The organism is Sorangium sp. So ce693 (assembly GCF_051521375.1).
Taxonomy (GTDB): domain Bacteria; phylum Myxococcota_A; class Polyangia; order Polyangiales; family Polyangiaceae; genus Sorangium; species Sorangium atrum.
Genome location: NZ_CP150347.1, coordinates 9875948 through 9898761, shown reverse-complemented (window position 1 = coordinate 9898761; position 22814 = coordinate 9875948). Strand labels below are relative to the sequence as shown.

The window sequence follows — 22814 nt, the reverse complement described above, 5'->3', positions numbered from 1 at the left end:
CTGGCACCTCGAGAGCTCACGCTCGACGGGTCTCGTGATCAGGCCGCTGCAGGGTGTCCTCCGCAACCGAGCCGGGGAACTCCGCAGGATCGGACCTGGCCCACGGGCGCCAAGTGTTCTCCGCATGGGCCAAGAGAGCCTACCAAAGGGTGTACGGCGGCGGAGCAGAAAAGCGCTCTCCCGCGCCGGGATCGTGGCCATTCGCGATTGCAACCACTTGCGGGGGGGAGCGAAGAATTATCACGTCATCTGCAGTCGAATTCCCCGCTCGGCCGCCGCCAGCGCCGCGAGCAGGCAAGAGCGCGATCGCCCATCAGACGATCTCGTGTGCTGCTCGCCATCGATTCACCAGGTGCGAAGCGCATGACGCGCCTGCGCCGCCGCGCGGGGGGAGAGCGCGCGGAGCTGCCCCGCCGTGGCCGCGGACTCCCGAACACGCCGCGAGATGGCCCGAGCCGCGCCGGTCTCCCTCGACGGCGAGATCGCTCCGTTTAGTTGACCTCCGACGCGGGCCTTGATACCGGATTGGCGGTCGGCACGCCGTGGGCAGGTGAACACGGCGGGCGGGCGCGGTTTTCCTCAACCACAGCTCAGGAATAGCGCCCTCCGCTGACAAGGCCGCCGGTTTTGGCCTTGGGAGCAGCTGGCTTGGTTTTTGCGCAGCACCTCTCCGGCAGCTGGACTGTACTGGAAGGAGCTGACGTGGTGTTGGTGTCCGCACGGGAAGGCGACGGAGGTTCTTCGATGGTGGAGCGGCAAGTCCGGAAGCGGGTGGGCGTCGTGATGGGCGGCTCGTCGGGTGAGCGCGACGTGTCCCTGCGCTCGGGCGCGGCCGTCGCCGAGGCGCTCGAGGCGCGCGGGTACGATGTCGTGCGGATCACGCTCGGGGACAGGTTCGGCGCGGAGCTCTGCGCGACGCTGCAGCGGGCGCGGCTCGACGCAGCCTTCCTGGCACTGCACGGACGTCTCGGTGAGGACGGGTGCGTGCAAGGCGTCCTGGAGCTCGCCCAGGTTCCGTACACGGGGTCGAGCGTGCTCGCGAGCGCCCTCGCGATGGACAAGCTGAAGGCCAAGGAGATGTTCCGGCTGCACAACGTGCCGACGCCTCCCTACTACACTGTGGGTGCGAATCAGGACCTCGAGGAGCTCGATGCCATCCATGGCTCGTTCGGGTTCCCCGTGATCGTCAAGCCGCGCGGCGAGGGGTCGAGCCTGGGCTTGACCAAGGCCGGGTCGCTCGAGGAGCTGAAGTCGGCGCTCGCGCTGGCGTTCGAGTTCGACGACGCCGCCATCGTGGAGCGGTTCGTGGCGGGGACCGAGGTCAACGTGGGGATCCTGGACGGGAAGGTCCTTGGCGCGATCGAGATCGTCCCGAAGAAGGGGCTCTATGACTACGAGGCCAAGTACACGCCGGGCATGACCGAGTACCACATGCCGGCGCGCCTCCCGCCGACCCGCTACCGCGGCGTCCTGAACCTGGCGGAGCGGGCGGCCCAGGCGCTCGGGTGCACGGGCGCGGTGCGGGTGGATCTGCTCGTGACCGGCGGAGAGAACGAGTACGTGCTCGAGGTGAACACCCTGCCTGGCATGACCCAGACAAGCCTCCTTCCGAAGATCGCGGAGGCCGCAGGCTACGAGTTCGGCGACCTCTGCGAGGCCATCCTGGCGAGCGCCAGGCTGCACCAGCCGGTGCGGCGCCGCGCGCCCGCCGCCTCGGAGCTGCGGCTCAGCGAGCGGGGACAGGCCGAGAAGCGGCTGCGCCTCGTGAAGTCGGCGATCTGAAGCGAAGGCGAGCGCGGCTCCGGGGCCCGCGCCGGAGCCGGGGCGCGGCCAGCCAATCCAAGCGTAACCCGAACAGTCAAGCTCTCAAGGCACCCGCTTCATCGTGATGAAGTCGGTCGCCATGCCCTCGACGATGGGCTTGAGCTTGAACACGTCGCCTTCACAGCGGTACTCGAAGAGGGTCCCGGGGCGGTCCATGCCAGAAAAGGCGTTGGTCGCGGGCACGGGCATGTCGCGGCCGCCGAGCGTGGCCTTGGTCTCGACGCGCAGTCCGCTCATGTCGGCGCGCGTCGTCTTCCAGCGACCGGGGCCAGCGGGCTCGTATTCCGCGCTGGAGCGGCCGTTCATCTTGAGCGTGATCGTCAGCGCCGTCCCGGCCGTGGGCGCCTCGAACACGTTCTCGACACCGCCCTCGCTCGTCTCGCACACGTAGCTGCCACGCTCGTTGCCGCTGAACGTGCAGATGTACTTCCCGCGCTCGCTGACGACGCGCGCGCCCGACGAGCTGCGCGCCAGTGTCTCGAGGAACTGATCGGCATAGTCGTATTCCCACTTGCCCGCCGGGCAGCTCGCCGCCGGCGCCACGGCGGACGCGCCGCTCGGGGCAGGCGCGGCCGGCGCGGCCGCGGCGGTCGCGCCCGCGGACGCAGGCGCGCTCGCGGACTCGGAGCGGTCACAGGCTGCGAGCGCAGCAATCGACATCACGGTGAACGGGAGCAGGTGCGGGCGTGCCATGCATCGAGGGTACGCGCCCAGGCGCTCGGCTGCACCAAGAAGGGACGTGCCGGCGTCGAGGGGGAGGGTCGTCGGGAAAGCGAGCGCCAGGGCGGGCACGCCGCCCGGTCAGGCGATCGACGGCGGGCTCCGCTCGAGCTGTCCTACGCGCTCGGGGTGGAGACTGTCATCTTGCCGAGCAGCTCCTCGAGAAATACCTTGTAGTTCAGCTTGCGGGGCTCAGCCCCCGTGGAAAGGCACGAGGGGAACGTCTCGAACACCGCATCCTAGTTGGGGTTGCCAAAGTACACGATGCTCAGCCGCGCGCTCCCTGGGCGTCACGACCTGGTGCCTCGTGGCCTTGAGGCGACCGTTGCTGATGAACTCCATCATGTCGCCGATGTTGAACCGGCGGTGAGTCAGGCTGCCTCGCGGAAACGCCTGGACCGCGCGGCGAGCAGCGCGGCGAGCAGGAGCCAGGGCGCGGACGAGCCGGCCGGGTCAAGGCCAGCGCCGCGCGCCAGGGCGCAGCCGTTGCCGTGCGCGCGCGGCGGGGCGCTCCCCTCCGGTGCAGGCGCCGGAGGCGCGCCACCGGCGCCCCCGGCGTCGCCGCCGGAGCCCGTTGCGGCTGCGTCGCCACCCTGGCCCCCGCCACCGTGACCCTCGCCGCCCTGGCCCCCGCCGCCCTGGCTGTCGCCGCCAGCGCCGCCCCCGGAGCCGCTGGCGGCCTCCGCGAGCAAGCAGCCCCCGGCGATGCACTCGCCGCCTGGACAGGGCGCGCCGTCGAGCTTGTAACGCCGCTCGCAGGCGCCGGTGGCCGGCGCGCAGACGGCGCGCCTGCAGGTGGAGGTGTCGGGCTGCGGGCACACGAAGGGATCGCCGCCGACGCAGGCGCCGTTCTGGCAGGTATCGGTCTGCGTGCAGGCGTTGCCGTCGTCGCAGGGGCTGCCGTCGGGCTTGCGCGGGTTGCTGCAATCGCAGGCGTCGCCGACCCCATCGCGGTTGACGTCGGCCTGGTCGGGGTTCGCGATCAGGGGGCAGTTGTCCACCATATCGCTGACGCCGTCGGCGTCGTCATCATCGTCGCAGGCGTCGCCGAGGAGATCGCCCGCCGGCAGGCCACCATCGGTGTTGGCCTGGAGCGTGTTCGGGACCGCAGGGCAGTTGTCCTCGCTGTCGGCGATGCCGTCCTCGTCGGTGTCGAGCTCGCAGGCGCCGGCCCTGCACTGCCCGCTGAGGCACTCCTTCGGGAGCACGCACGCGGCGCCGGCGGGCTTCTTCGGCACGCAGTCGCCCCCGGTCGCCGCGCAGTAGGCCGAGTCGGCGCACTGGGTGTCGAAGGTGCAGCCCGTGAGGCAGGCGCCCGCGACGCAGCGGTACTCGGCGCAAGATCGCGTGTCGCCCTCGGCGCAGACCCCGCGCCCGTCGCAGAGGGGGGCCTCGACGAGCTCGGAGGCGCCCTTGCACGAGGCCGCGCCGCAGGGGCTGCCCTGCGCCCGCAGCTGGCAGCCGCCGCGGCCGTCGCAGAGGCCGTTGGTGCCGCAGGAGAGGGCGGGCTCCGCGGCGCAGTCGTCGTCCGGATCGGCGCCGGCCTGGATGGGCCCGCAGGCGCCGTCGGGGCCGGCGCCCTTCTTCGCGGCGGAGCAGGCCATGCACACGCCCGCGCAAGGGGCGTCGCAGCAGACGCCATCGACGCAGGAGGCGCCGGCGCAGTCCGCGTCGGTATCGCAAGGGTCGCCGGGGAAGGCCGCGGTGTAGAGCTCGGCGCTGGCGATATACATGCCGGGGCCCACGCCGCCGGTGATCAGGACCTTGCCATGGCGCAGCAGGGTCGCTGCGTGTCGAGATCGCTCGGAGTACATCGTCCCTGCCGGAGACCAGCTGTCCGTGGCGAGGTCGTACACCTCCGCGCTCGCGCTGCCATGACCATTGACAGTGTCATTGCCGGCGACCAGGACCCGCCCGTCCAGGAGCCGCGTCGCCGTGTGGTTCTGGCGCCCGGTGCTCATGGGAGCTCGCGTCGTCCAGCGATCGGTCGCCGGGTCGTACAGCTCCGCGCTCGCGAGCCCGCTGATCCCCTCCGAATCCGGGGAGCCGCCCGTGACCAGGACCCGCCCATCGTCCAGCAGCGTCGCCGTGTGCGCCCGGCGCCCGGCGCTCATCGGTGCTGCCGCTGTCCAGCTGCGCGCGTCGGGGCTCCAGAGCTCCGCGTTCGGGGCCTCACCGCGGGGCCCGTAGCCGCCTGTGACCAGGACCCGCCCGTCGCCCAGCAGCGTCGCCGCATGCGCATTGCGCGCGGCGATCATCGTCACCGCTTCCGTCCAGGTGCCTTCCTCCGGGTCGTAGATCTCCGCGCTCGCGAGGTTGACATAGTTGGCCCCGACGCCGCCCGTGACCAGGACCCGCCCGTCGTCCAGCAGCGTCGCCGTGTGCCCCTGGCGTGCGGCGATCATCGGCGCTGCCGCTGTCCAGCTGCGCGTCGCGGGGTCGAAGAGCTCCACGGTCGCGAGCGCGCCCTCCGCCCTGCTCGCGTACCCGCCCGCGACCAGGACCCTCCCGTCGTTCAGCAGCGTCGCGGTATGCTCATAGCGCGCGTCGCGCATCTCCTTCACCCCGGCCCATGTTCCGTCGGCCGGGTCGTAGATCTCCGCGGTATTGAGGTCGATGGCGTCGGCCCCGTAGCCGCCCGCGACGAGGACCCGCCCGTCGTCCAGCAGCGTCGCCGTGTGCACGTAGCGCGCGTCGCGCATCGGCGCGGTCTCCGACCACGGGCTCGTGCCCGGCGGGTCGTAGACCTCGGCGTTCGCCTCGACGCCTTGATTGCCGCCCGTCACGAGCACGCCGCCGCCCGGGAGCAGCGTCGCCGTATGAGAGCTTCGGCCGACGGCCATCGCCGGCGCGTTCGACCAGGAGCGCTCCGCCGGGTCGTAGATCTCCGCGTCCGCCAGGTGGAGGTACGACTGGAGTCCGCCTGTGATCAGGACACGCCCGCCGTCGAGCAGCGTCGCCCTGTGGTCGAAGCGCCCGAAGCTCATCGGCGCCGCCGCGGTCCAGATCCCCTCCCGCGGGTCGAACAGCTCCGCGCTCGCGAGGAACGTGCCGTCGCTCGTCAAGCCGCCCGTGACGAGGACCTGCCCGCCGTCGAGCAGCGTCGCCGTGTGCCCTCGGCGCACGGTGCTCATCGATCGCGCCGGGGTCCAGGTGTTCGTCGCCGGATCGTACACCTCCGCGGTCGGGACCTCGCCCTCCGCCCCGATGCCGCCGGCGACCAGGACCCGCCCGTCGGCCAGCTGCGTCGCGGTGTGCCCATAACGCGCGGTGCTCATCGGCGCCGTCGCGGTCCAGATGCCCTCCCGTGGGTCGAACAGCTCCACGCTCGCGAGGAACTTGCCATCGTTCCAGCCGCCCACGACGAGGATCCGCCCGCTGTCCAGCCGCGTCGCCGTGGGACCCTGGCGCGCGCCGTTCATCGGCCGCGCTGGCGTCCAGCTGTCGTCCGCCGGGTCGTACAGCTCCGCGCTCGCCACCGTCGTGCCCGAGCCGTCGGAGCCGCCCACGACGAGGATCTGCCCGCTGTCCAGCAGCACGGCGGCGTGATCGTGGCGCTGTGCGCTCATCGGCTGGGCTGGCGCCCAGCTGTCGTCCGCCGGGTCGTACAGCTCCGCGCTCGCGAGATAGGTGTCGCCACCCCAGCCGCCGGCGACAAGGACCCGCCCGTCGTCGCCGCCGAGCAGCGTGGCCGTATGCCCGCCGTCCCGCCTCGTGGCCATCGCCCCGACGGCGTGCCACAGCGGATCCACGAGCAGGAGCTCCGCCGACGCCTCGACAAGCAGCGCGATCTCCGCCCCGCGCGCCTCGAGGCGCGCCGCGATCGGTCGCCCGCCTTCCGCGAACGCTCGCGGCGCCGTGACGCGCAGCCGCGGCGTCCCCGCCGCGTCCACCACCTCGACGGCCTCGCCGCGCTGCCGCAGCGCCGCGCCGTCCACCTCCCAGACGGCCGCGGGCTCACCCGCCGGCACGGCGCCCGGCGCCACGGTGAGCCATTCCTCGATGCCCCCGGCGGCCGCCCGCCAGAACGACGCGCCGCCCGCGCGGCCATAGATCACCGCGCCGTCGACCACCGTCCCCTGGCCGGATGCGCCGGCCTCCCGCACCCGCACCTCGAAGCCGCCAGCGCCCGAGAGCCGCATCCAGCCGCCGCCGTCGTGCGGCAGCTCGGCCGCGAGCCGCGGTCGTCCGCCGCCCGGGCCGGCCGCGCCGAGGGCGAAGCCGCCGCCGGTCGCCGCCGGCGCGCCGGGAGCGCCGCTGCCCAGCACCTCGGCGGCCTGCGCCGGGAACCGGCGCTGCACGAGCGCCGCCGCCGCCGCGCCGTCGTGCCCCGCCGCGCACCCGAGCGCGCCCATCCACCCCACAACGGCCAGCACCAGGACGGCCATGACCAGCACGCGAAGACCCGAGCCAGCTCGCATGCCAGCGAATGTCTCACGCGGTCACGCCCGCAACAACAGCGCCGCGAGCGCGGCTCACACGAGCGATGTGCAGATCCCGAACCGGGGATGATAGACCCCGACTCGGCGCTTGCCGCTCCGCGTCTCGGGCGTCACGAGGACCACCACGCTCCTGTCGAGCGGCGCGTTCGCGCGAATCCGCACGTGCTGGCCGGCGACGACGACGTGCCAGATGTTCACCGTCCCGTACCTCGTCACGACGGCTCCCTCGTAGATGTGCGCCGTCGACGGCGCGCCGCGGAGCGCCAGGCGGCAGGCGGTGTAGCTGCCCAGCAGCTGATACAGGAGCACGAACGGCATGACGCCGAACGAGACCGTGAGGAGCATCGCGACGAAATCGACGTGCCGGTAGAAGGCGCCGACCCCGAGCAGCCCCGCCCAGAAGAGCAGCGAGTACCCCACGCCGGCCAGCTGGTGCCGGACGTGCCGCAAGGCCGCCCAGGGGCGCGGGGGCGGCGCGCGGAGCTCCTCGGGCAACTGGATCGCGTTGGGGGGCTCCATGGCGTACCGCTCCGGCATACCCGGGGCGGCAGCGGAGCTCAATCGGACAGCGCGGGAGTCGCCGCGTCCTCCCGCGCTCCTCCAGCCGCTTCGCCGCTCCCGCTGCGCCTGCGCTCGCCGTCGGAGCCCGCTCCCCCCGGCACGCCGGCGATCACGGCGCGAAGATGACCGCTCCGCCCGGCGGGATGCTCATCGAGAGCACGCCGGCCGCGGAGACGATCTCGCGCGAGCCGCCGAGCACGTCCCTGAGCTCGGTGCCGGGCGGGAGACCGAGCGCCTGAGCGACCTCGACCGAGATGCGCTGCTCCGTCCCCGCGCGCGTCAGCGCCACCACGGCCGACTCCCCCCGGCCGTGCCGGCGGCCGAAGACCAGCGTGTCCTCCGTGGCGGTGAGGTTCACGTAGGCGCCGCGGCGGAGCGCGGGGATCGCCCGCCGCGCGGTCCCGAGCGCGCGCACGAAATCGAGCGTCTCCCGCTCGTCCGCCGTGAGCTCCTCCTCCGGACGCCACACGCTGCGGTTGTTCGGGTCGGCGCCGCCCCACTCTCCGTACTCGTCGCCGTAATAGAGCAGCGGCGCGCCCGGGAGGCCCAGGAGCCACGCCATCGCGAGGCGCGTCCGCGCGTACACCTCGGGCGACCCGGGCGCTTCCGCGGTGTCCGACCACTGGCGGCCCGGGACATCCCGGCCGCGAGGCCCCGCGTCGTCGCGGTAGTCGGCGAGCGTCGCGAAGCGGGCCGTGTCGTGGCTGCCGAGGTACGGCGTCATGATCGCGCCCTCCGGCCACCGCCGCTGCCCGTGCTCGACCCAGTAGGCGGCGTGCAGCATGCCCTCCTCGCCCCAGCCGAACGTCCGGTAAGAGACCCCGTGATAGAGGACGAAATCGAGCTGGCCGTCGAGCCCCTGAGGGCCGATGTACCTAGCGATCGTCCCGTAGTTCTCGTCGTTGCACGGGTCGGCGCAGTCGCTCCAGCCCATCGCCGTCTCGCCCATCAGGAAATAACGTGTGCCGGCCGGCTCGAACGCCTCTCGGACCTCCGCGGCGAGGTTGCGCGTCGCGATCTCCTCCACGTGCTTCACGGCGTCGACGCGGAGCCCGTCGAGATCGAACGCGTCGAGCCAGTAGATCGCATCCGCCACGAACGCGGCGTTGGCCTCGGGCACCGTGTGATCCACGTCGGGGAGGTAGCTCGCGAACATGCAATCGAGCGCGTGCGACGTCCAGTCGCACCCGTCGGTCCCGCAGACGCACCCCATCCTGAACCAGCCCGGGTGAGACGAGACGTACTCGTGCTCTTCGTGCACGTGGTTCACCACGAAGTCCTGGAGGACGCGGATCCCGTGGCGGTGCGCCTCGGCCACCACCGCGCGGAGCGCCTCGGCGCCGCCGAGCCGCGGATCCACATCGCGCGCCTTGATGGGCCAGTAACCGTGATATCCGGTGACCTGGTGGACTCCATCGCTCGCCAGGGTTGCGCCGGAAGGGTTCTGCTGGAACGGCGTGAGCCAGATGGCCCGCACGCCCAGGGCGTCGAGGGTGCCGTCCTCGATCGCCTGCCTCAGCCCCTCGAGATCCCCGCCGGCCCAGTCGCCCCGTGGATCGGCGCCCGGCGTGGCGGGCGGGTTCAAGGTCGGATCGCCGTCGCGGTAACGATCGGTGACGACCATGTAGATGAGCGCGTCCTCCCAGGAAAACGCCTCGGCCTCGACCCAGAACACAAGCCGGAGCGGCTCACCGGCGCGGCCGCTCCGGGTCGCCCCGCGGAGGGTGACGCGGTATTTGCCGTCGCCGAGGCCCCCCAGCTGGATCCGCACGTCGCCGCGCGCGTCGACCGAGAGCTCCTGATCCGTGAGCGGGCGCGCCCCGCCGTCCTGGTCCTGTAGAACCCCCTCGAACGCGGCCGCCTCCGGGCCCGCGCCTTCGATGCCGTCCTTGTACACGAGCCGAGCCTCGAAGGCGCCCTGTCCGGCGGCAGGCCGCGTCGCCTGGCTGGACGCGACAGAGAACGACGGGAGGCGGCAGTCAGGGACCTTGACGGCCGAGTTCTCGATCCCGTCGACGTACTTGCGGCGCCCCTCCGCCGGGTCGAGCACCCACGAGATCTCGCCGCCCGACCGATAGGCGATCTTGTAGCCGTGCAGCCCCGGCGGCAGGTCGAGGGTGGCCACGAGCCGGCCCTGCGTACCGCCCTGCAGCTGCGGAGCAGCGCCGAGATCGAAGCCGTTCCACTCCCCAGGGACGCGGACGTCCGTGGCCCCGGGAGGGGCGTTGAACGTGAACGAGGTCGGACAGAGCACGTTCCCGTACTGCGCTCCTCCGCCCGCCCCGCCAGCGCCTGCGGCCTCGCCGCCTGCGCCAGCCGCCTCGCCGCCAGCAGCACCGGCGCCTGCCGTCCCGGCGCCGCTCGTACCCTTCCCCTGGCCCGCGTCGAGCTCGCGATCGCCCCCACACGCGAGCGGGACGGCAGGGAGCATGACGGCGCAGACAGCGGCGATCACGACGGCAGAACGGCGGCGCGACATGGCCTCGAGCAGTATCCGATCGCGAGGGGCATGTCAGCGCGCGCATCGCCCTGAACCACCGCAGCCGCTGCGGAGAACAGCGATGCTCCGCCCATGCTGTCGCGTCGCTAACAGACCCGCGCAGTTTCCGTCGGGGCTCCGCCCCGCACCCAGGCGTTCGCTTGGCGCTTTGTCGGGCCGAACCGCGCGAGCTCACGCGCTCGGAGCGGCCTGATCTCGCGACCCGATCAAGGCGTGTACCGATAGAGCTCGATCCAATCGTAGGTCGCGCTCGCCTTGCCCGTCTCGGCCGTCACGGCCCCGGCCCACTCCGCGCTCGACGACGCCCAGATCGTCATGAGCACGTTCTGCGGCAGCACCATGAGGTCGATGCGCTCCGTCCACGCGTGTCGGAGCACGTCATCGACGGAAAAGCGGGCGCCGGACGGTGTCCATTCGATCTGGTAGGTGTGAAAGTCCGCGCTCGGGTCGAAGCCGAGGTCCACCTTCTGCGGATGCTGAGTCGGACTGACGGATTGCGTCACCGGAGGCCGTACCGGAGCGCCAGTGTACACCATGGCGTTGAACTGCACGTCATTCGGCTCGGCCCCGAGGCACTCGATGTCGAGCTCGTTCCAGTTGTCCGCTGGCCAGGGGGTGTAGATCGTGACCAGTGACGAGACGACCGCCGAGCCTCGGGCCAACTTGACGCGAGCGCGCACGCGCCCGTACGTGAGCGCGTCGATGGAGCGAACCTCGGCGCCCAGGAAGGTCTTGGCGGCTCCGGAGCTGTCGGCGGTGCCCTGGGGGGCCGGCGTGAGCCGGAGCACCAGCTGGCCACGTTCGATGGTGGCGGCGGATCGCGAAAACAGCGCCAGATTGCCCGTCCAGGAATGTGTCATCAGCTGCCAGCGAGCTGCGTCCAGCTGATCGAAATCGTCTCGGAACAGCAGGGTGAAGGCCTCTTCGGCCGGGGGAGGGCCGCCCGCTGAGCCGCCGTTCCCCGTGGCGCCTGCCGCTGCTGTGCCATCCTCCGTTCCCCCGGCGCCGCCCGCGCCGCCGGCGCCGCCCGCGCCGCCGGCGCCGGCTCCGGCGCTGGAGGCGCCAGCCGCAGCCCCAGCCCCCGTCATGGAGCTACCCGTTCCGGCGCTGGAACCACCACCAGCACCCGCGCCGGTGCCGTCCCCGCCAGCCCCCGTCGCAGAGCCCGGGGGCTGGCTGGAGTCGCCACAAGCCAGCGCGGTGAATGCGGAGAACAGAAGCGAAGCGACCGTGCAGCGCGTCGAAGACATCATGGGCTCCACTTGGCGCGCCGGGTGCGAGAGCGCTTCGCATTTTTTGCTTCCTGTCCGCGTCACCGCTGCCGCACACTGACCTGGCCTTGAGCGCTCGGCCCGCGTTGTTCCAGCCCTTTCCGATGCTCGCCGGCCGGCGCGCCCAGGTCTTCCGTCACCAGCCGCAGTACCGTCGGCCCCGGCACTTCCACGAGGAGCCGGAGATCAACCTCGTCGCTCGCGGCACGGGCATCATGGGCGTGGGGAAGCGCGTGGTGCCGCTCGTGGCGGGCACGCTGCTCTATTTCGCGCCGGGGCAAGATCACGCGCTCCTCGAGGAGAGCAGCGATTTCGTTCTGTACGTCGCGGCGCTCCGCCCCGAGCTGGGGGCTCGCGTCGCGGGGGCCGCGTCGAAGGTCGCGCTCGACGCTGTGCAGCTCACGCCGGCCGTGCTCGCCGACGAGCTCGCGCTCCTCGGCGCGCTCGACCGAGCGCGCGACATCTCGGTCGTGGAGCATCGCCTCGCGGAGCTCTTCGAGCGGTCGCTGTCGAACGTGCCGCTCCCCCACGTGGTAAGCCGCCGCATCTTCGAGCTCTTGCGCCTCGATCCGAATCTCCCCGGGGCGACCCTCGCGGCGCGCCTGCACACGGGCGAGAGCGGGATCAGCCGGCGTTTTCGCCAGGACGTGGGCGTGAACGTCGTCGAGTACCGTGCGCGGCTCAAGCTGATGCAGTTCGTCGCCGAGGTGGATCGCGGCGCGAGCTTCGCGCGCGCGGCGTACGCCGTCGGGTTCGGGAGTTATGCGCAATGCCACCGCGTCTTCACGCGCGCCCTCGGCTGCGCGCCCCAGGACTATTTCGGCGGCCAGCGCGCGGTGCTGACCGAAATGACCGTGCCGATGCACGGATGGTAACCGTGAACTCCGGTGACCCGGCGGACTCGATCGCTCGCCAGGGTTGCGCCGGCAGGCTTCTCCTGGAACGACGTGAGCCAGATAGCCCGCACGCCCAGGGCGTCGAGCGTGCCGTCCTCGATCGCCTGAGGCGCGTTGAACGTAGCGGCTCTCGGCCGAGGCGGCCTGGTGATGGCGCCTCGGGGCCGCGCGCGGCCGAGCCCGTCGGCCGATCCGAATTCGCGCAGGATCACCCGCAACGCTGGCCATGATGCGGGAGCGGGGAATGGTATACCTTGCCGGGGAGGGGGCTCCTGTTGCCACTGTCGAGGCTGCCTCGCCCAGCGCCTGAATGACGAGCCCGTCCCCTCCCTTTCCCTACACGATTCGCGAGACCATTCACGAGGGCCGCGGTACCGCCGTGTACCGCGCTGTTCGAAACGCCGACGGCCATCCGGTGGTCCTCAAGGTGCTCGACCCGAGGAGCTGCCGGCCGAAGGACCTCGCCCGGCTGAAGAGGGAGTACGAGACGGGCAAGATGCTCGACGTGGGAGCCGTCGTCAGGCCCCTCGCCCTGGAGATGTACGATGGGGCGCTCGCCCTCGTCATGGAAGACTCCGGCGCCGAGCCGCTGGATCGACGGCTCGGCGCGCCGATGGCGATCGGCAGGTTCCTCGAGCTCGCCGTCCGCATCGCGGATGCCGTCTCCGACATCCATCAGCGAGGCGTCGTTCACAGAGACCTCAAGCCCGCAAATATCCTGGTCATTCCCGCCACGGGCGAGGTGAAGATCGCCGATCTCGCGCTCGCCTCACGGCTCTCCGGCGAACAGCACGCCCTGGGGCCAGCACGCCTCATCGAGGGGTCCCTGCCTTACATGTCGCCCGAGCAGACAGGGCGGATGAACCGTGGGATCGACAGCCGCACCGATCTGTATTCCCTGGGGGTCACTTTCTACCAGATGCTCACGGGGAAGCTCCTGTTCGACGCCCGCGACCCGCTGGAATGGATCCATTGTCACGTCGCCCGCGCGTTCGCGGCCCCGTCCGAGGTGGTCCCCGACGTGCCGGAGGCGGTCGAGCGTATCGTGATCAAGCTCCTCGCGAAGATGCCCGAGGAGCGCTACCAGACGGCCCGCGGCCTTGGCCATGACCTGAAACGGTGCTTCGACTCATGGCGCCGCGGCGGGAGCGTCGCGCCCTTCCCGCTGGGCGAGCAGGACGCGTCGGGCCGCCTGCGGATCCCGCAGAAGCTCTATGGGCGCGACGAGGCGATCGCGGCGCTGCTGCGCGCCTTCGAGCGCGTGCTCGACACCGGATCTCCCGAGCTCGTGCTCCTCTCGGGCTACTCCGGCATCGGCAAGTCGACGCTGGTCCACGAGCTGGACAGGGCCGTCGCCCGCGAGCGGGGGTTCTCCGCCTCGGGAAAATTCGATCAGCACAAGCGCGAGATCCCTTACTCCACCATCGTGCAGGCCGTTCAGGAGATCGTGCTCGAGCTCCTCGCCGACGGCGAGAGGATCGCCGCATGGAAGCAGCGGTTGCTCGAGGTCCTCACGGTCAACGGGCAGATCATCGTCGACTTGATCCCGCAGCTCGAGCTGGTCATCGGCCCGCAACCGCCGGCTCCCGAGCTGCCGCCGGTCGAGGCGCAGAACCGGTTCCGCATCGTCTTCCGGCACTTCATCGGGGTGTTCGCCCGGAAGGAGCACCCCCTCGTGCTCTTCCTCGACGATCTCCAGTGGGCCGACTCGGCGAGCCTCTCGCTCTTGCAAGATCTGGTGACGCACCTCGACACGGGGCACCTCCTCGTCGTCGGCGCGTACCGCGACAACGAGGTGACCCCCTCGCACCCGCTCATGACGGCGCTGGGCGAGGTGAGGAGGGAGGGCGCGCGCGTCCGGGATATCGTGCTCGGCCCGCTCTCCCGCGAGCACCTGTCCATGCTCGTCAGCGATATGCTCCAATGCCGCCCCGAGGACGCCGCGCCGCTCTCGGCCTTGGTCCACGAGAAGACGGCCGGCAACCCCTTCTTTGCGATCCAGTTTCTCCTCGCCCTCCACGAAGAGCGGCTGATCGAGCTCGACCCGAGCGCGGGCGCCTTCCGGTGGGACATGGCGAAGATCCGCGCCAAAGGCTTCACCGACAACGTGGTCGACCTGATGGTCGACAAGCTCGCGCGGCTCCCTGCGGAAACCCAGGAGGCGCTGAAGCAGCTCGCCTGTCTCGGGAACGCCGCGGACGTCGGCGTCTTGACGATAGCGTGCGACCGCTCGGAGGAGGCGCTGCACGAGGATGTCTGGCAGGCCATCCTCGCGGGGCTCGTCCTCTGCCACGAAGGCACCTACAAGTTCCTCCACGACCGCGTCCAGGAGGCAGCCTATTCGCTCATCCCGGAGGCTCGGCGGGCCGCGGTGCACCTCGAGATCGGCCGACGCCTCGCGTCTCGTCTGCCAGGCGGGGCGGTCGAGGAGCGGGCGTTCGACGTCGCGACCCAGCTCAATCACGGCGCTCACCTCATCACCGATCCACGCGAGAAGGAGGCGCTCTGCCGGCTCAACCTCCTGGCAGGGATCAAGGCGAAGGCCTCGGTCGCCTACGCTTCGGCGCGCAGCTACCTGGCGCAGGCGACGTCTCTCTTGCCGGCGGACGCCTGGAGCGCGCGGTACGAGGACACGCTCGCGCTCTACCTGGAGCTCGCCGAATGCGAGTCCATCACCGGCAACTTCCAGCCCGCCGACGGGCTGTTCGATCTGATCCTCCAGAACGCCCGCTCCAGGCCCGACCGCGCCAGGGCCCACCGGCTGCGCATGCGGCTCTACCAGATCGCCGGGCGACACCGCGACGCCATGACGGTCATGATCGAGGCCCTGCGGCTCTACGGGGCGACGCTCCCGGAGGCCGACGAGGAGATCCAGGCCGCCGTGGAGGCCGAGATCCGGCAGGTCCCGATCGCCTTGCGCGGGCGTCACATCGGCGATCTCGTCGATGCGCCCGTGGCGACCGACGAGGACGTGCGGGCGTTCATCAGCCTTGTCGCCGAATCGGCCCCCCTCGTGTTCTCCGTGCGACCGGCGCTCTGGCCGCTGCTCACCGCCAAGGGGGTGAACGCGTCCCTGCAGCACGGACCCGCCGAGGAGTCCTCCTTCGTTTATAGCTGTTACGCCGCGGTCATGGTGTCCATCCTCGGCGACGTCTCGGGCGCGTTCCAGTTCTCCGAGATGGCGCTCAGGCTGAACGAGAAATTCAAGAGCGTCACGGCCATGCTGAAGGGGAGGCTGCTCTTCCACCACGCGGGCGTCATCAGCATCTGGTACAGGCACTACGCGACGAGCATCCCGCTCATGGACAAGGCATTTTTCGATTGCCTCGACGTCGGAGACTTCATCTTTGCCGGCTATTTGACGTACAACATGGTGTGGCTCGTCCTGGAGAACGGCGACCCGCTCGACCGCGTGATCGAGGTCGCGCGGAAATACGCCGCCTTCGCCCGGCAGACCCACAACGATGTGGTGTACCACGTGGTCCGGCTCGAAGAGCAGCTCGCGGCGAGCCTGAAGGGAGCGACGCGGGCGCCGACGAGCTTCGACAGCGGCGCCTTCGACGAGGCGAGCTCGGTCGCGATCTGCCAGAAGGCGGGCTTCGGCCTTGGGATCGCTATCTATCATATCATGAAGCAGATCGCCGCGTTCACGCACGAGCGTCACGCCGAAGCGCTGGAGTCCGCGGCCGCCGCCGCGCTGATGCAGGGGCAGGCGGCGTCTCTCGCCATGGAAGTGACGCACCACTTCTACCACGCGCTCACGGTGACGGCGCTCCACGCGCAGGCGCCGGCCGAGCAGCGGCGGCGATTCGCGGAGGCGCTCGAGAAGCCGCTCCAGAAGCTGAGGCGCTGGGCCGCGGGCTGCCCCGAGAACTTCCAGAGCCGCTACGCCCTGGTGTCCGCGGAGGTCGCGCGCATCGAGGGCCGGGACCTCGACGCGATGCGCCTCTACGAAGAGGCCATCCGCTCGGCGCGCGAGAGCGGCTTCGTCCACGTCGAGGCGCTCGCCTACGAGCTCGCGTCTGGGTTCTATCGAGCGCGAGGGTTCGAGCGCTTCTCCGATACGTACCTGCGTGAAGCCCGCTCGTGTTACGTGCGCTGGGGGGCCGACGGCAAGGTGAAGCAGCTCGAGCAGCGCTATCCGCAGCTCCTCGAGCGGCGGCCGCTCGAGCCGACCGCCACCTTCGCGGCCCGCACGGAGCTGCTCGACGTGCTTGCGGTCGTCAAGGCGTCGCAGACGATCTCGGGCGAGATCCTCTTCGAGAAGCTCCTGCGAACCCTGCTCGAGTCCGTCCTCGAGCAGGGAGGCGCCCAGAAGGGCTGCCTCATCCTCGTGCGGGACGGCGATCTGACGATCGAGGCGGAAGCCGCGATCGAGGAGCGACAGGGGACCGTGACCAGGGTTCTCCAGTCGTTGCCGGTGTCGTCCTCTCCGCTCCTCCCTGCCTCGCTCCTCCACTACGTGCGGCTCACGAAGGAGCGTGTGCTCCTCGATGACGCCGCCGCGAAGGCGGGCAGGTTCTCGGGGGACGAGTACATCGTCCGGCACACTCCGAGGTCGGTCCTCTGCGTCCCCATCTTGCGGCAGGCCGAGGTGCTCGGTCTGCTCTACCTCGAGAACAACCTCACGACGCACGCGTTCACGCCCGAGCGGCTCCTCGCCCTCGAGCTGCTCGCCACGCAGGCGGCCATCTCCCTCGAGAATGCGCTCCTGCTCGCCAGGGAGCGAGAGGCGCGGGCGGCGGCGGAGGCCGCGGAGCGGCGCACGGCGTTCCTCGCCCACGAGCTGAAGACGCCGCTGACTGGCCTCCATCTGAAGCTCGACGCGCTCGCGCGATCGATCAAGCAGCAAGAGGCGGTGTCCGCGTCCTGGCTGTCGTCGTCCCTCACGTCGTTCAAGCGCCAGCTCGGCCGGCTCAACCTGCTGATCGACAGCCTGCTCGACCTCTCACGCGTCCAGAAGGGGCGGCTCGCCCTGACGCGTGAGCCGGTGGATCTGACGGCGCTCGTGCGGGACGTCGTCGGCCGCTTGAGCGAGCAGGCCGAGCTGGCTGGATGTGCGCTCCACGTGCGGGCGGAGCGCGCCGTCGTGGGCCGGTGGGATCGGCTGCGGCTCGAGCAGGTCGCGACGAACCTGCTCACGAACGCCATGAAGTACGGCGCCGGAAAGCCGGTCCGGATCGTCGCCGACGGGGACGGGGCCGTCGCTCGCCTCTCGGTCTCGGATCAGGGCATCGGGATCTCCGAGGCCGACCAGCGGCGCGTGTTCGAGGCGTTCGAGCGCGCGACGGGGCTTCATCAAGCGCAGAGCCTCGGCCTCGGGCTGTACCTTGTCCGGGAGATCGTGCGAGCGCATGGAGGGCGCGTGGATCTGCGCAGTCAGCTGGGCTCAGGGACCACGTTCATCGTCGAGCTGCCCGTCGAGCCGGAGGGAGAGCTCGGCCTCGCGCAGCCGTCCTGAGGAGAGGGGCGCGCGGGCCGCCTGGTGCCAACTGGGCCCTGCGGCGCGGAGCCGAGGGGATGGAGTACTTTGGCCGAAGGTGGGGTCTTTTGAACCGCCAGGACGCCATAAGACGCCATCACGATGTGATGTCGAGGCGGGCGGCGGGCCACCGGCCGGCTGATTCGGGTTGACACCGCTGATGTGAGCGTTCACATTTGTCTGGGTATCCTTCCGCTTTGCCCTGGATAGCGTCATGTGCACCGGGCCCTTCGTCCTGGGGATCGGGATCGAGCTCAGCGCCGACTCCTTTCGCGAGCAGCGGCGTGGGGGCATCGGTCGCGCCCTACTCCCGCCGGGCGCGAGAGCTCGACTCGTCATGGGCAAGCGGCAGCTGTCGGAGAAGTCCTCATGAAAAGCATACTTCGATGGTCTCTCGGGCTCACGCCTTCGCGCATCGCGTTCTCGCTCATCGGGCTCCTTGCCTGCAGTGAAGCAGATGCCCCGGTCGAAGAGCCCGGATCCGCAGGCACCGGCGGGGCAGGCGGGGCAGGCGGCGCGCCTTCCAGCGTCGTGTCCTCGGCGTCTACAGGGGCTCTCGCTGGCGGAGGGCCCGCAGAGGGGAGCGCGCAGAGCACAGGCGGGGTGGGCGGAGAGGCCGCGGGGCCGAGCACAGGTGGCGTGGGCGGAGGGACCTCGGGGGCAGGCGGCGCGGAGGATCCGGGCGTCGGCGGGAGCAGCGGCGGAGGATCGGCCGAGCCCGTGTTTCATGTCTTCCTCCTCCTCGGGCAATCGAACATGGCCGGGTACCCGAAGGCCCTGGCCGCAGACAAGACCGAGAATCCCCGCATCAAGGTCCTCGGCTTCGATGCGTGCGCCGCGACCGGGCGCGTCGAAGGCGCGTGGGACGTCGCTGCCCCGCCGCTCCACGAATGCTGGAACGGCGCGATCGGGCCCGGCGACTACTTCTCCAGGACGATTCTCGAGCATTACCCCGCCCAGGACACCGTCGGCCTCGTCCCGTCCGCCATCAGCGGGGAGAAGGTGGAGACGTTCATGAAGGCGGGGGGAAGCAAGTACAGCTGGATCCTGTCGCGCGCGAAGGCGGCGCAGGAGATCGGCGGCGTGATCGAGGGGATCCTGTTCCATCAAGGCGAATCGAACTGCGGCGATCCCGCGTGGCCCGGCAAGGTGAAGACGCTCGTCTCGGACTTGCGCGCCGATCTCGGTATCGGTGACGTGCCGTTCCTTGCAGGAGAGCTCCTCCATTCGGGGTCGTGCGCAAAACACAACTCGCTCGTGAACCAGCTCCCGGGGCTGATCCCCAAGGCCTACGCCGTTTCGGCGGAGGGGCTCGCCATCGATCCTGCGGACACCTGGAACCTCCACTTCGGCCACGACGCGCAGGTCACCCTGGGCAAGCGCTACGCCGAGAAGATGATCGGCGCCCTCGGTCTCTGAGCGCGTCCTGCGCGCCGCGCGGTGGAGCGTTCAGGTTCGGCTCCTGGCGGGACGATTCCGCGGGGGCGAACCGTCGCGATCCGGTGCTTTGCCCCGAATCTCAGGGAGGCGTGACGACGGATCGCTGCCCGTCGGTGGGGTTGGGCCCAACCCGGGCCCAACCGGCGAGCCTCGATCCTGGGAAGCTCGCGTCGGCCGACGCGTCGCCTCGGGCCCTCGTGGTTGCCTCGCTCGCCGGCCCCCTGAACCGCGCCGTCGCCCTTGGGGATGAGGACGCGGCGCGGATCGTTCACGAGACGATCGGTCGGCTGCTCGGCCTGGTGCCAGCACCGGAGGGGAGAGAAAGGTCGCGTCGACGGTAGCAAGCCGCATTGACGAGGCGCCCGGATAGGACAGGTGCGGAGATCCACGGAAACCGAACTGTCTTGGCCTTGGCCGGCACTGTCGGAGATGGCGGCCGAGGTGGCACAGGACAGGTGTTCGCGCCCGATCGAGTGAACGAGCTGAGCCCTTGGGTCGCTGCGTCTCCGACGCCTGCTCTCCGTGTTCACGGAGACCAAGCCCCGGGCCGACCGAACATTCAGTACGAGGACCAACAGGATCCGGAGATCGATTCACGTTGCCGATATCGTGGAGGCTCGGCCAGCGCGAGCGGCGGCGCGTCAGCGCGACAGGTCGAGCTCGAAGAGCGGGAGCAGCCGGCCAGGGATGCTGGCAGAGCCCTTCTCGCCCACGCGCCGCGCGCCGCAGGCCTCGTAGAACCGCCCGGCGTTCGGATCGCCCTGGATCACGAGGACGCGGTACCCGCGTCGCCGCGCTTCGTCGCGCGCGTGCGCCAGGAGCGCGCGGCCATGACCGCGCCCGATCTCCTCCGGCTCGACGAAGAGGTGGCCGAGCTCCACCCGGGTCGAGCTCAGGGCCTCGAGCGTGTAAAACCCGAGCGCCTCGTCTCCGCGCACCAGGACGAAGGTCGGATGCCGCGCCACGTACGCCGGCGAGATCGAGAGCTCCGCGCGGCACGCCTCCATGAACTCGCGCGTGTAGCCCCAGTGCACCTTGGAACGGAGGGCGAGCGCGCCGAGGAGCTCAGCCTCCTCGGGGCGAGCGGCCCGGATCACGGGGACCTCAGGCAGGCGAGCCGACCGGGCGCGCCGGGGACGGCGGCGCGCCGGTCTCCGCCGGGCGGTGTCTGCTGGCGCAAGGGCATGGCTTCGGCCTGCATGGCTTCGGCATTCTAGCGACGGGCTCCTGACCTCGCGATGTGCTGCGAGCGGACGAGCTCTCCGCGTGACGGCGTCTGCAACCGGCCCCGTCGAGTGATAAGAGAACGTCATGGGGTTCGATGTGCCTTTGATCCGAGAAGCACGGCCGGAGGACGCGCCGCTGCTCGCGGCAGCCGAGCGCGCGATCGCGAGCGTTCCGGGGAAGCTCGCCTCGATGCCCGACGAAATCGTCGACGACGACCTTCGAAAGAAGATAGTCGAGCTCGACGATCGCTGCGGCGGCATCTATCTCGTCGCCGAACACGCGGGCACGGTCGTCGGGCATGCGTTCTTGGAACCGCTCTCACTTGCCGCGACGTCGCACGTCGTCAGGCTGATGATCGCCGTTCACGAAGGCCATCAACGCCAAGGCGTTGGCAGAGCCCTCATGAACTCGCTCTTGCGCTGGGCGCGGTCAAACCCGCGCGTTGAAAAAGTCGAGCTTCAGGTGCGCTCGTCGAACGAGCCCGCGATCGCGCTTTATCGATCACTCGGGTTCGTCGAAGAGGGGCGTAAGACGAGGCGGCTGAAGATCGGTCCGAACGAGTATCTTGACGACGTTTACATGGCTCTGTGGGTTGGTCCGTAAAGCGCGAACCTTGCGAGCTCTCTAGAACGATACTCTTGCGTTTTGGTTTGTATGGGAAGGTACCGGCCACTGCGAATCGCCAACGTTGACGTTGCGTGGTTCTGAGTGCGGCGATGCAACTACCAGTCCCGCTGCCAAGCAATTCTACGCAATGCTCGATCGCCAAAATCGATAGGTGATTTTTGTGTCGGCTGCAGGCTGCCAAACCGTTGAGATACGGAGGAAGCGGGTCGCCGATGATGACCTATCCAATAGCCGACCGGTTCCAGTGATACCGATGAGGGGGCCGACGACGACCACGACCGGAAGTGGCGTGTGTAACGCGAGGCCAGCTCGGTCGCAGCGTTGGTTCAGTCCTCGTCGGGACACCCGTGCTCAGCCAGCACGTGGGCGGCGATGTCGCGATCGATGACGAATGCGCGGCGCCGCGCACTGACCTTCAGATTAGACCAGTGCGACGACTCCCCGCAGGCTGTGGAGTGAAGGCTGCCTCATCGTCGATGCATGGATAATTTGTTGATACAGCGTCACTTTTCAAGGAGCGCCGTCGTCCTTGGGGATGAGGAGGCGGCGCGGATCGTTCACGAGGCGATCGGTCGGCTGCTCGGCCTGGTGCCAGCACGTGGTCCAAGGCCGGGAACTCCTCGGCGACAACGGGGAGGGTGCGGGGGTCGGCGCCGAAGTGCCCGCGGAGGCGGCCGAGGAAGAACGGCTCCTGCGCGGCCTGGGCCGCCGCCATCGCGCCCATCAGATCCGTGAGGGAAGGCGTGGGGGTTTGGGGCTTGTCGTTATCCATGGTCTTGTCGCCAGCGTGGGGTGGACAATCTCACACGAATGAGTGAACTCAATGCTCCGTTCCTCGAACGCCGCCGTTCCAGAACGCCCCCTGGCATCGTTCCGGCCATCTTCGCATACTCCGGACGTAATCCTCAGCGTTGCGGCGACGGGGCGGCGTCCCTCCTTACCCGTCGCACGGCCCGCGCGCCGTGCATTGGGTGCAGCTCTGGCTCGACGGACCGCGACGTGCGTTCGCCATGACGGGCTCGGGCCGGGTGCCCACCTACGCCGCGTCGAACCCGAACGCCATCGGTTCCCACGTTGGATCGCGCGCGGGTGCTGCCGTTCGGGGCTGCGAGGGCAAGTTCAGATGATCGAGGATGCGGCGCACCACCGCTGAGTCGGTGATCGTGGAAGCGTGGTCGCGGCACAAAGCGACGTCGATGTCGTCGGCGACGCTGAACCGAGAGAGCCACTCCGCGATCGGGAGGGGCCGCGACGGATCGATGGCGACGTCCAGGATCATGAGCTGTCCACCGACCCGGACCACGGGCGCGACGTGGTGGGACCACGTCACGGTTCCGGACGGCTCGTTGGTTGTCTGGAAGACCAGCCGCTTGCGCGGCTTTGCCCTGACTCTGGCAAAGTAGGGCGTCGGATAGTCCCATTGGTGGAAGAAGTAGACCGCTGCCTCGGCCCGCTCCTCGCAGCCGTTGTCGGCCGCGAGCCAGGGAATCCGCCGCAGAAACTCGGCTTGCTCCGGCACGGTGAGCAGCCGGCTGTCGCGGATCGCGGCGAACCCGGAGCTCAGCTGCTCCCCGGTCCACGTGGGAACGCAATCGGCTGCCAGGCTTCCGGGCGGGCCCTTGAGCTCGTCGAACGAGCGCGGACCGTCGGGCAGCTGGCAGGTCCCGCTCGCGTTGCCTCCGGGGGAGCCTTCGTCACCCGGCGAGCCCGCGCCGGACGGCGGGGAGTCGACGGCGTCCTCTAGCTAGCAGCGATCCCGTGCCGGCGCGCTCGATGTCAGGAGCCGGATCGGAATAAGCGCCCTCGTCGCCTCCACAGGCCGAG

General features: G+C 70.2%; 13 protein-coding genes. 5 read left to right on the top strand and 8 right to left on the bottom strand.

Going from position 1 to position 22814, the window contains the following annotated elements; translation table 11 throughout:
* Window positions 1–744: 744 nt before the first annotated feature.
* On the top strand, window positions 745–1782 hold the full coding sequence (locus tag WMF14_RS36950; protein ID WP_437793961.1) for a D-alanine--D-alanine ligase: 1038 nt from the start codon (window positions 745–747) through the stop codon (window positions 1780–1782).
* A gap of 84 nt (window positions 1783–1866) precedes the next feature.
* Here the strand turns inward: WMF14_RS36950 and WMF14_RS36945 are convergent, their stop codons facing one another.
* From WMF14_RS36945 to WMF14_RS36920, 6 genes are all read right to left on the bottom strand, one after another.
* Window positions 1867–2517, bottom strand: coding sequence for a hypothetical protein (locus WMF14_RS36945; RefSeq protein WP_437793959.1), 651 nt, complete (start codon window positions 2515–2517; stop codon window positions 1867–1869).
* A gap of 219 nt (window positions 2518–2736) precedes the next feature.
* Window positions 2737–2898, bottom strand: a complete 162-nt coding sequence (locus WMF14_RS36940) for a hypothetical protein (RefSeq protein WP_437804377.1) — start codon at window positions 2896–2898, stop codon at window positions 2737–2739.
* 17 nt (window positions 2899–2915) lie between these two features.
* Window positions 2916–6965, bottom strand: a complete 4050-nt coding sequence (locus WMF14_RS36935) for a kelch repeat-containing protein (RefSeq protein ID WP_437793957.1) — start codon at window positions 6963–6965, stop codon at window positions 2916–2918.
* Window positions 6966–7019: 54 nt separating this feature from the next.
* On the bottom strand, window positions 7020–7505 hold the full coding sequence (locus tag WMF14_RS36930; protein ID WP_437793955.1) for a hypothetical protein: 486 nt from the start codon (window positions 7503–7505) through the stop codon (window positions 7020–7022).
* A 151-nt stretch (window positions 7506–7656) separates the two neighbouring features.
* Window positions 7657–10026 carry an alpha-amylase family glycosyl hydrolase gene (locus WMF14_RS36925; protein WP_437793952.1) on the bottom strand — a complete coding sequence of 790 codons (2370 nt, stop codon included), beginning with the start codon at window positions 10024–10026 and terminating at the stop codon, window positions 7657–7659.
* 227 nt (window positions 10027–10253) lie between these two features.
* On the bottom strand, window positions 10254–11135 hold the full coding sequence (locus WMF14_RS36920; RefSeq protein ID WP_437793949.1) for a glycoside hydrolase family 16 protein: 882 nt from the start codon (window positions 11133–11135) through the stop codon (window positions 10254–10256).
* A 251-nt stretch (window positions 11136–11386) separates the two neighbouring features.
* Here WMF14_RS36920 and WMF14_RS36915 point away from each other — a divergent pair, with 251 nt between their 5' ends.
* The 3 genes from WMF14_RS36915 to WMF14_RS36905 all read left to right on the top strand — a co-directional run bounded on the left by WMF14_RS36915 (window position 11387) and on the right by WMF14_RS36905 (window position 19115).
* On the top strand, window positions 11387–12193 hold the full coding sequence (locus WMF14_RS36915; RefSeq protein ID WP_437793946.1) for a helix-turn-helix domain-containing protein: 807 nt from the start codon (window positions 11387–11389) through the stop codon (window positions 12191–12193).
* Window positions 12194–12524: 331 nt separating this feature from the next.
* The gene (locus WMF14_RS36910) at window positions 12525–17675 is read left to right on the top strand and encodes an AAA family ATPase (protein WP_437793943.1); all 5151 of its coding nucleotides are present in this window, start codon (window positions 12525–12527) and stop codon (window positions 17673–17675) included.
* Window positions 17676–18065: 390 nt separating this feature from the next.
* Window positions 18066–19115 (top strand): sialate O-acetylesterase, encoded by a 1050-nt coding sequence (locus WMF14_RS36905; RefSeq protein ID WP_437793940.1) that lies wholly within the window; start codon window positions 18066–18068, stop codon window positions 19113–19115.
* Window positions 19116–19777: 662 nt separating this feature from the next.
* Here WMF14_RS36905 and WMF14_RS36900 read toward each other — a convergent pair.
* The gene (locus WMF14_RS36900) at window positions 19778–20233 is read right to left on the bottom strand and encodes a GNAT family N-acetyltransferase (protein ID WP_437328983.1); all 456 of its coding nucleotides are present in this window, start codon (window positions 20231–20233) and stop codon (window positions 19778–19780) included.
* Window positions 20234–20447: 214 nt separating this feature from the next.
* Here WMF14_RS36900 and WMF14_RS36895 point away from each other — a divergent pair, with 214 nt between their 5' ends.
* The gene (locus WMF14_RS36895; protein ID WP_272094494.1) at window positions 20448–20966 is read left to right on the top strand and encodes a GNAT family N-acetyltransferase; all 519 of its coding nucleotides are present in this window, start codon (window positions 20448–20450) and stop codon (window positions 20964–20966) included.
* A gap of 1060 nt (window positions 20967–22026) precedes the next feature.
* Here the strand turns inward: WMF14_RS36895 and WMF14_RS36890 are convergent.
* Entirely contained in the window at window positions 22027–22509 is a 483-nt protein-coding gene (locus WMF14_RS36890) for a protein-glutamine glutaminase family protein (protein WP_437793936.1), read from the bottom strand.
* Between the last annotated feature and the right edge of the window lie 305 nt (window positions 22510–22814).

Coding starts and splice junctions, on each gene's coding strand:
- WMF14_RS36920 (WP_437793949.1), bottom strand. CDS start 11,135: ATGACGGGGGCTGGGGCTGCGGCTGGCGCCTCCAGCGCCGGAGCCGGC.
- WMF14_RS36910 (WP_437793943.1), top strand. CDS start 12,525: ATGACGAGCCCGTCCCCTCCCTTTCCCTACACGATTCGCGAGACCATT.
- WMF14_RS36930 (WP_437793955.1), bottom strand. CDS start 7,505: ATGGAGCCCCCCAACGCGATCCAGTTGCCCGAGGAGCTCCGCGCGCCG.
- WMF14_RS36950 (WP_437793961.1), top strand. CDS start 745: ATGGTGGAGCGGCAAGTCCGGAAGCGGGTGGGCGTCGTGATGGGCGGC.
- WMF14_RS36895 (WP_272094494.1), top strand. CDS start 20,448: ATGGGGTTCGATGTGCCTTTGATCCGAGAAGCACGGCCGGAGGACGCG.
- WMF14_RS36935 (WP_437793957.1), bottom strand. CDS start 6,965: ATGCGAGCTGGCTCGGGTCTTCGCGTGCTGGTCATGGCCGTCCTGGTG.
- WMF14_RS36945 (WP_437793959.1), bottom strand. CDS start 2,517: ATGGCACGCCCGCACCTGCTCCCGTTCACCGTGATGTCGATTGCTGCG.
- WMF14_RS36925 (WP_437793952.1), bottom strand. CDS start 10,026: ATGTCGCGCCGCCGTTCTGCCGTCGTGATCGCCGCTGTCTGCGCCGTC.
- WMF14_RS36905 (WP_437793940.1), top strand. CDS start 18,066: ATGAAAAGCATACTTCGATGGTCTCTCGGGCTCACGCCTTCGCGCATC.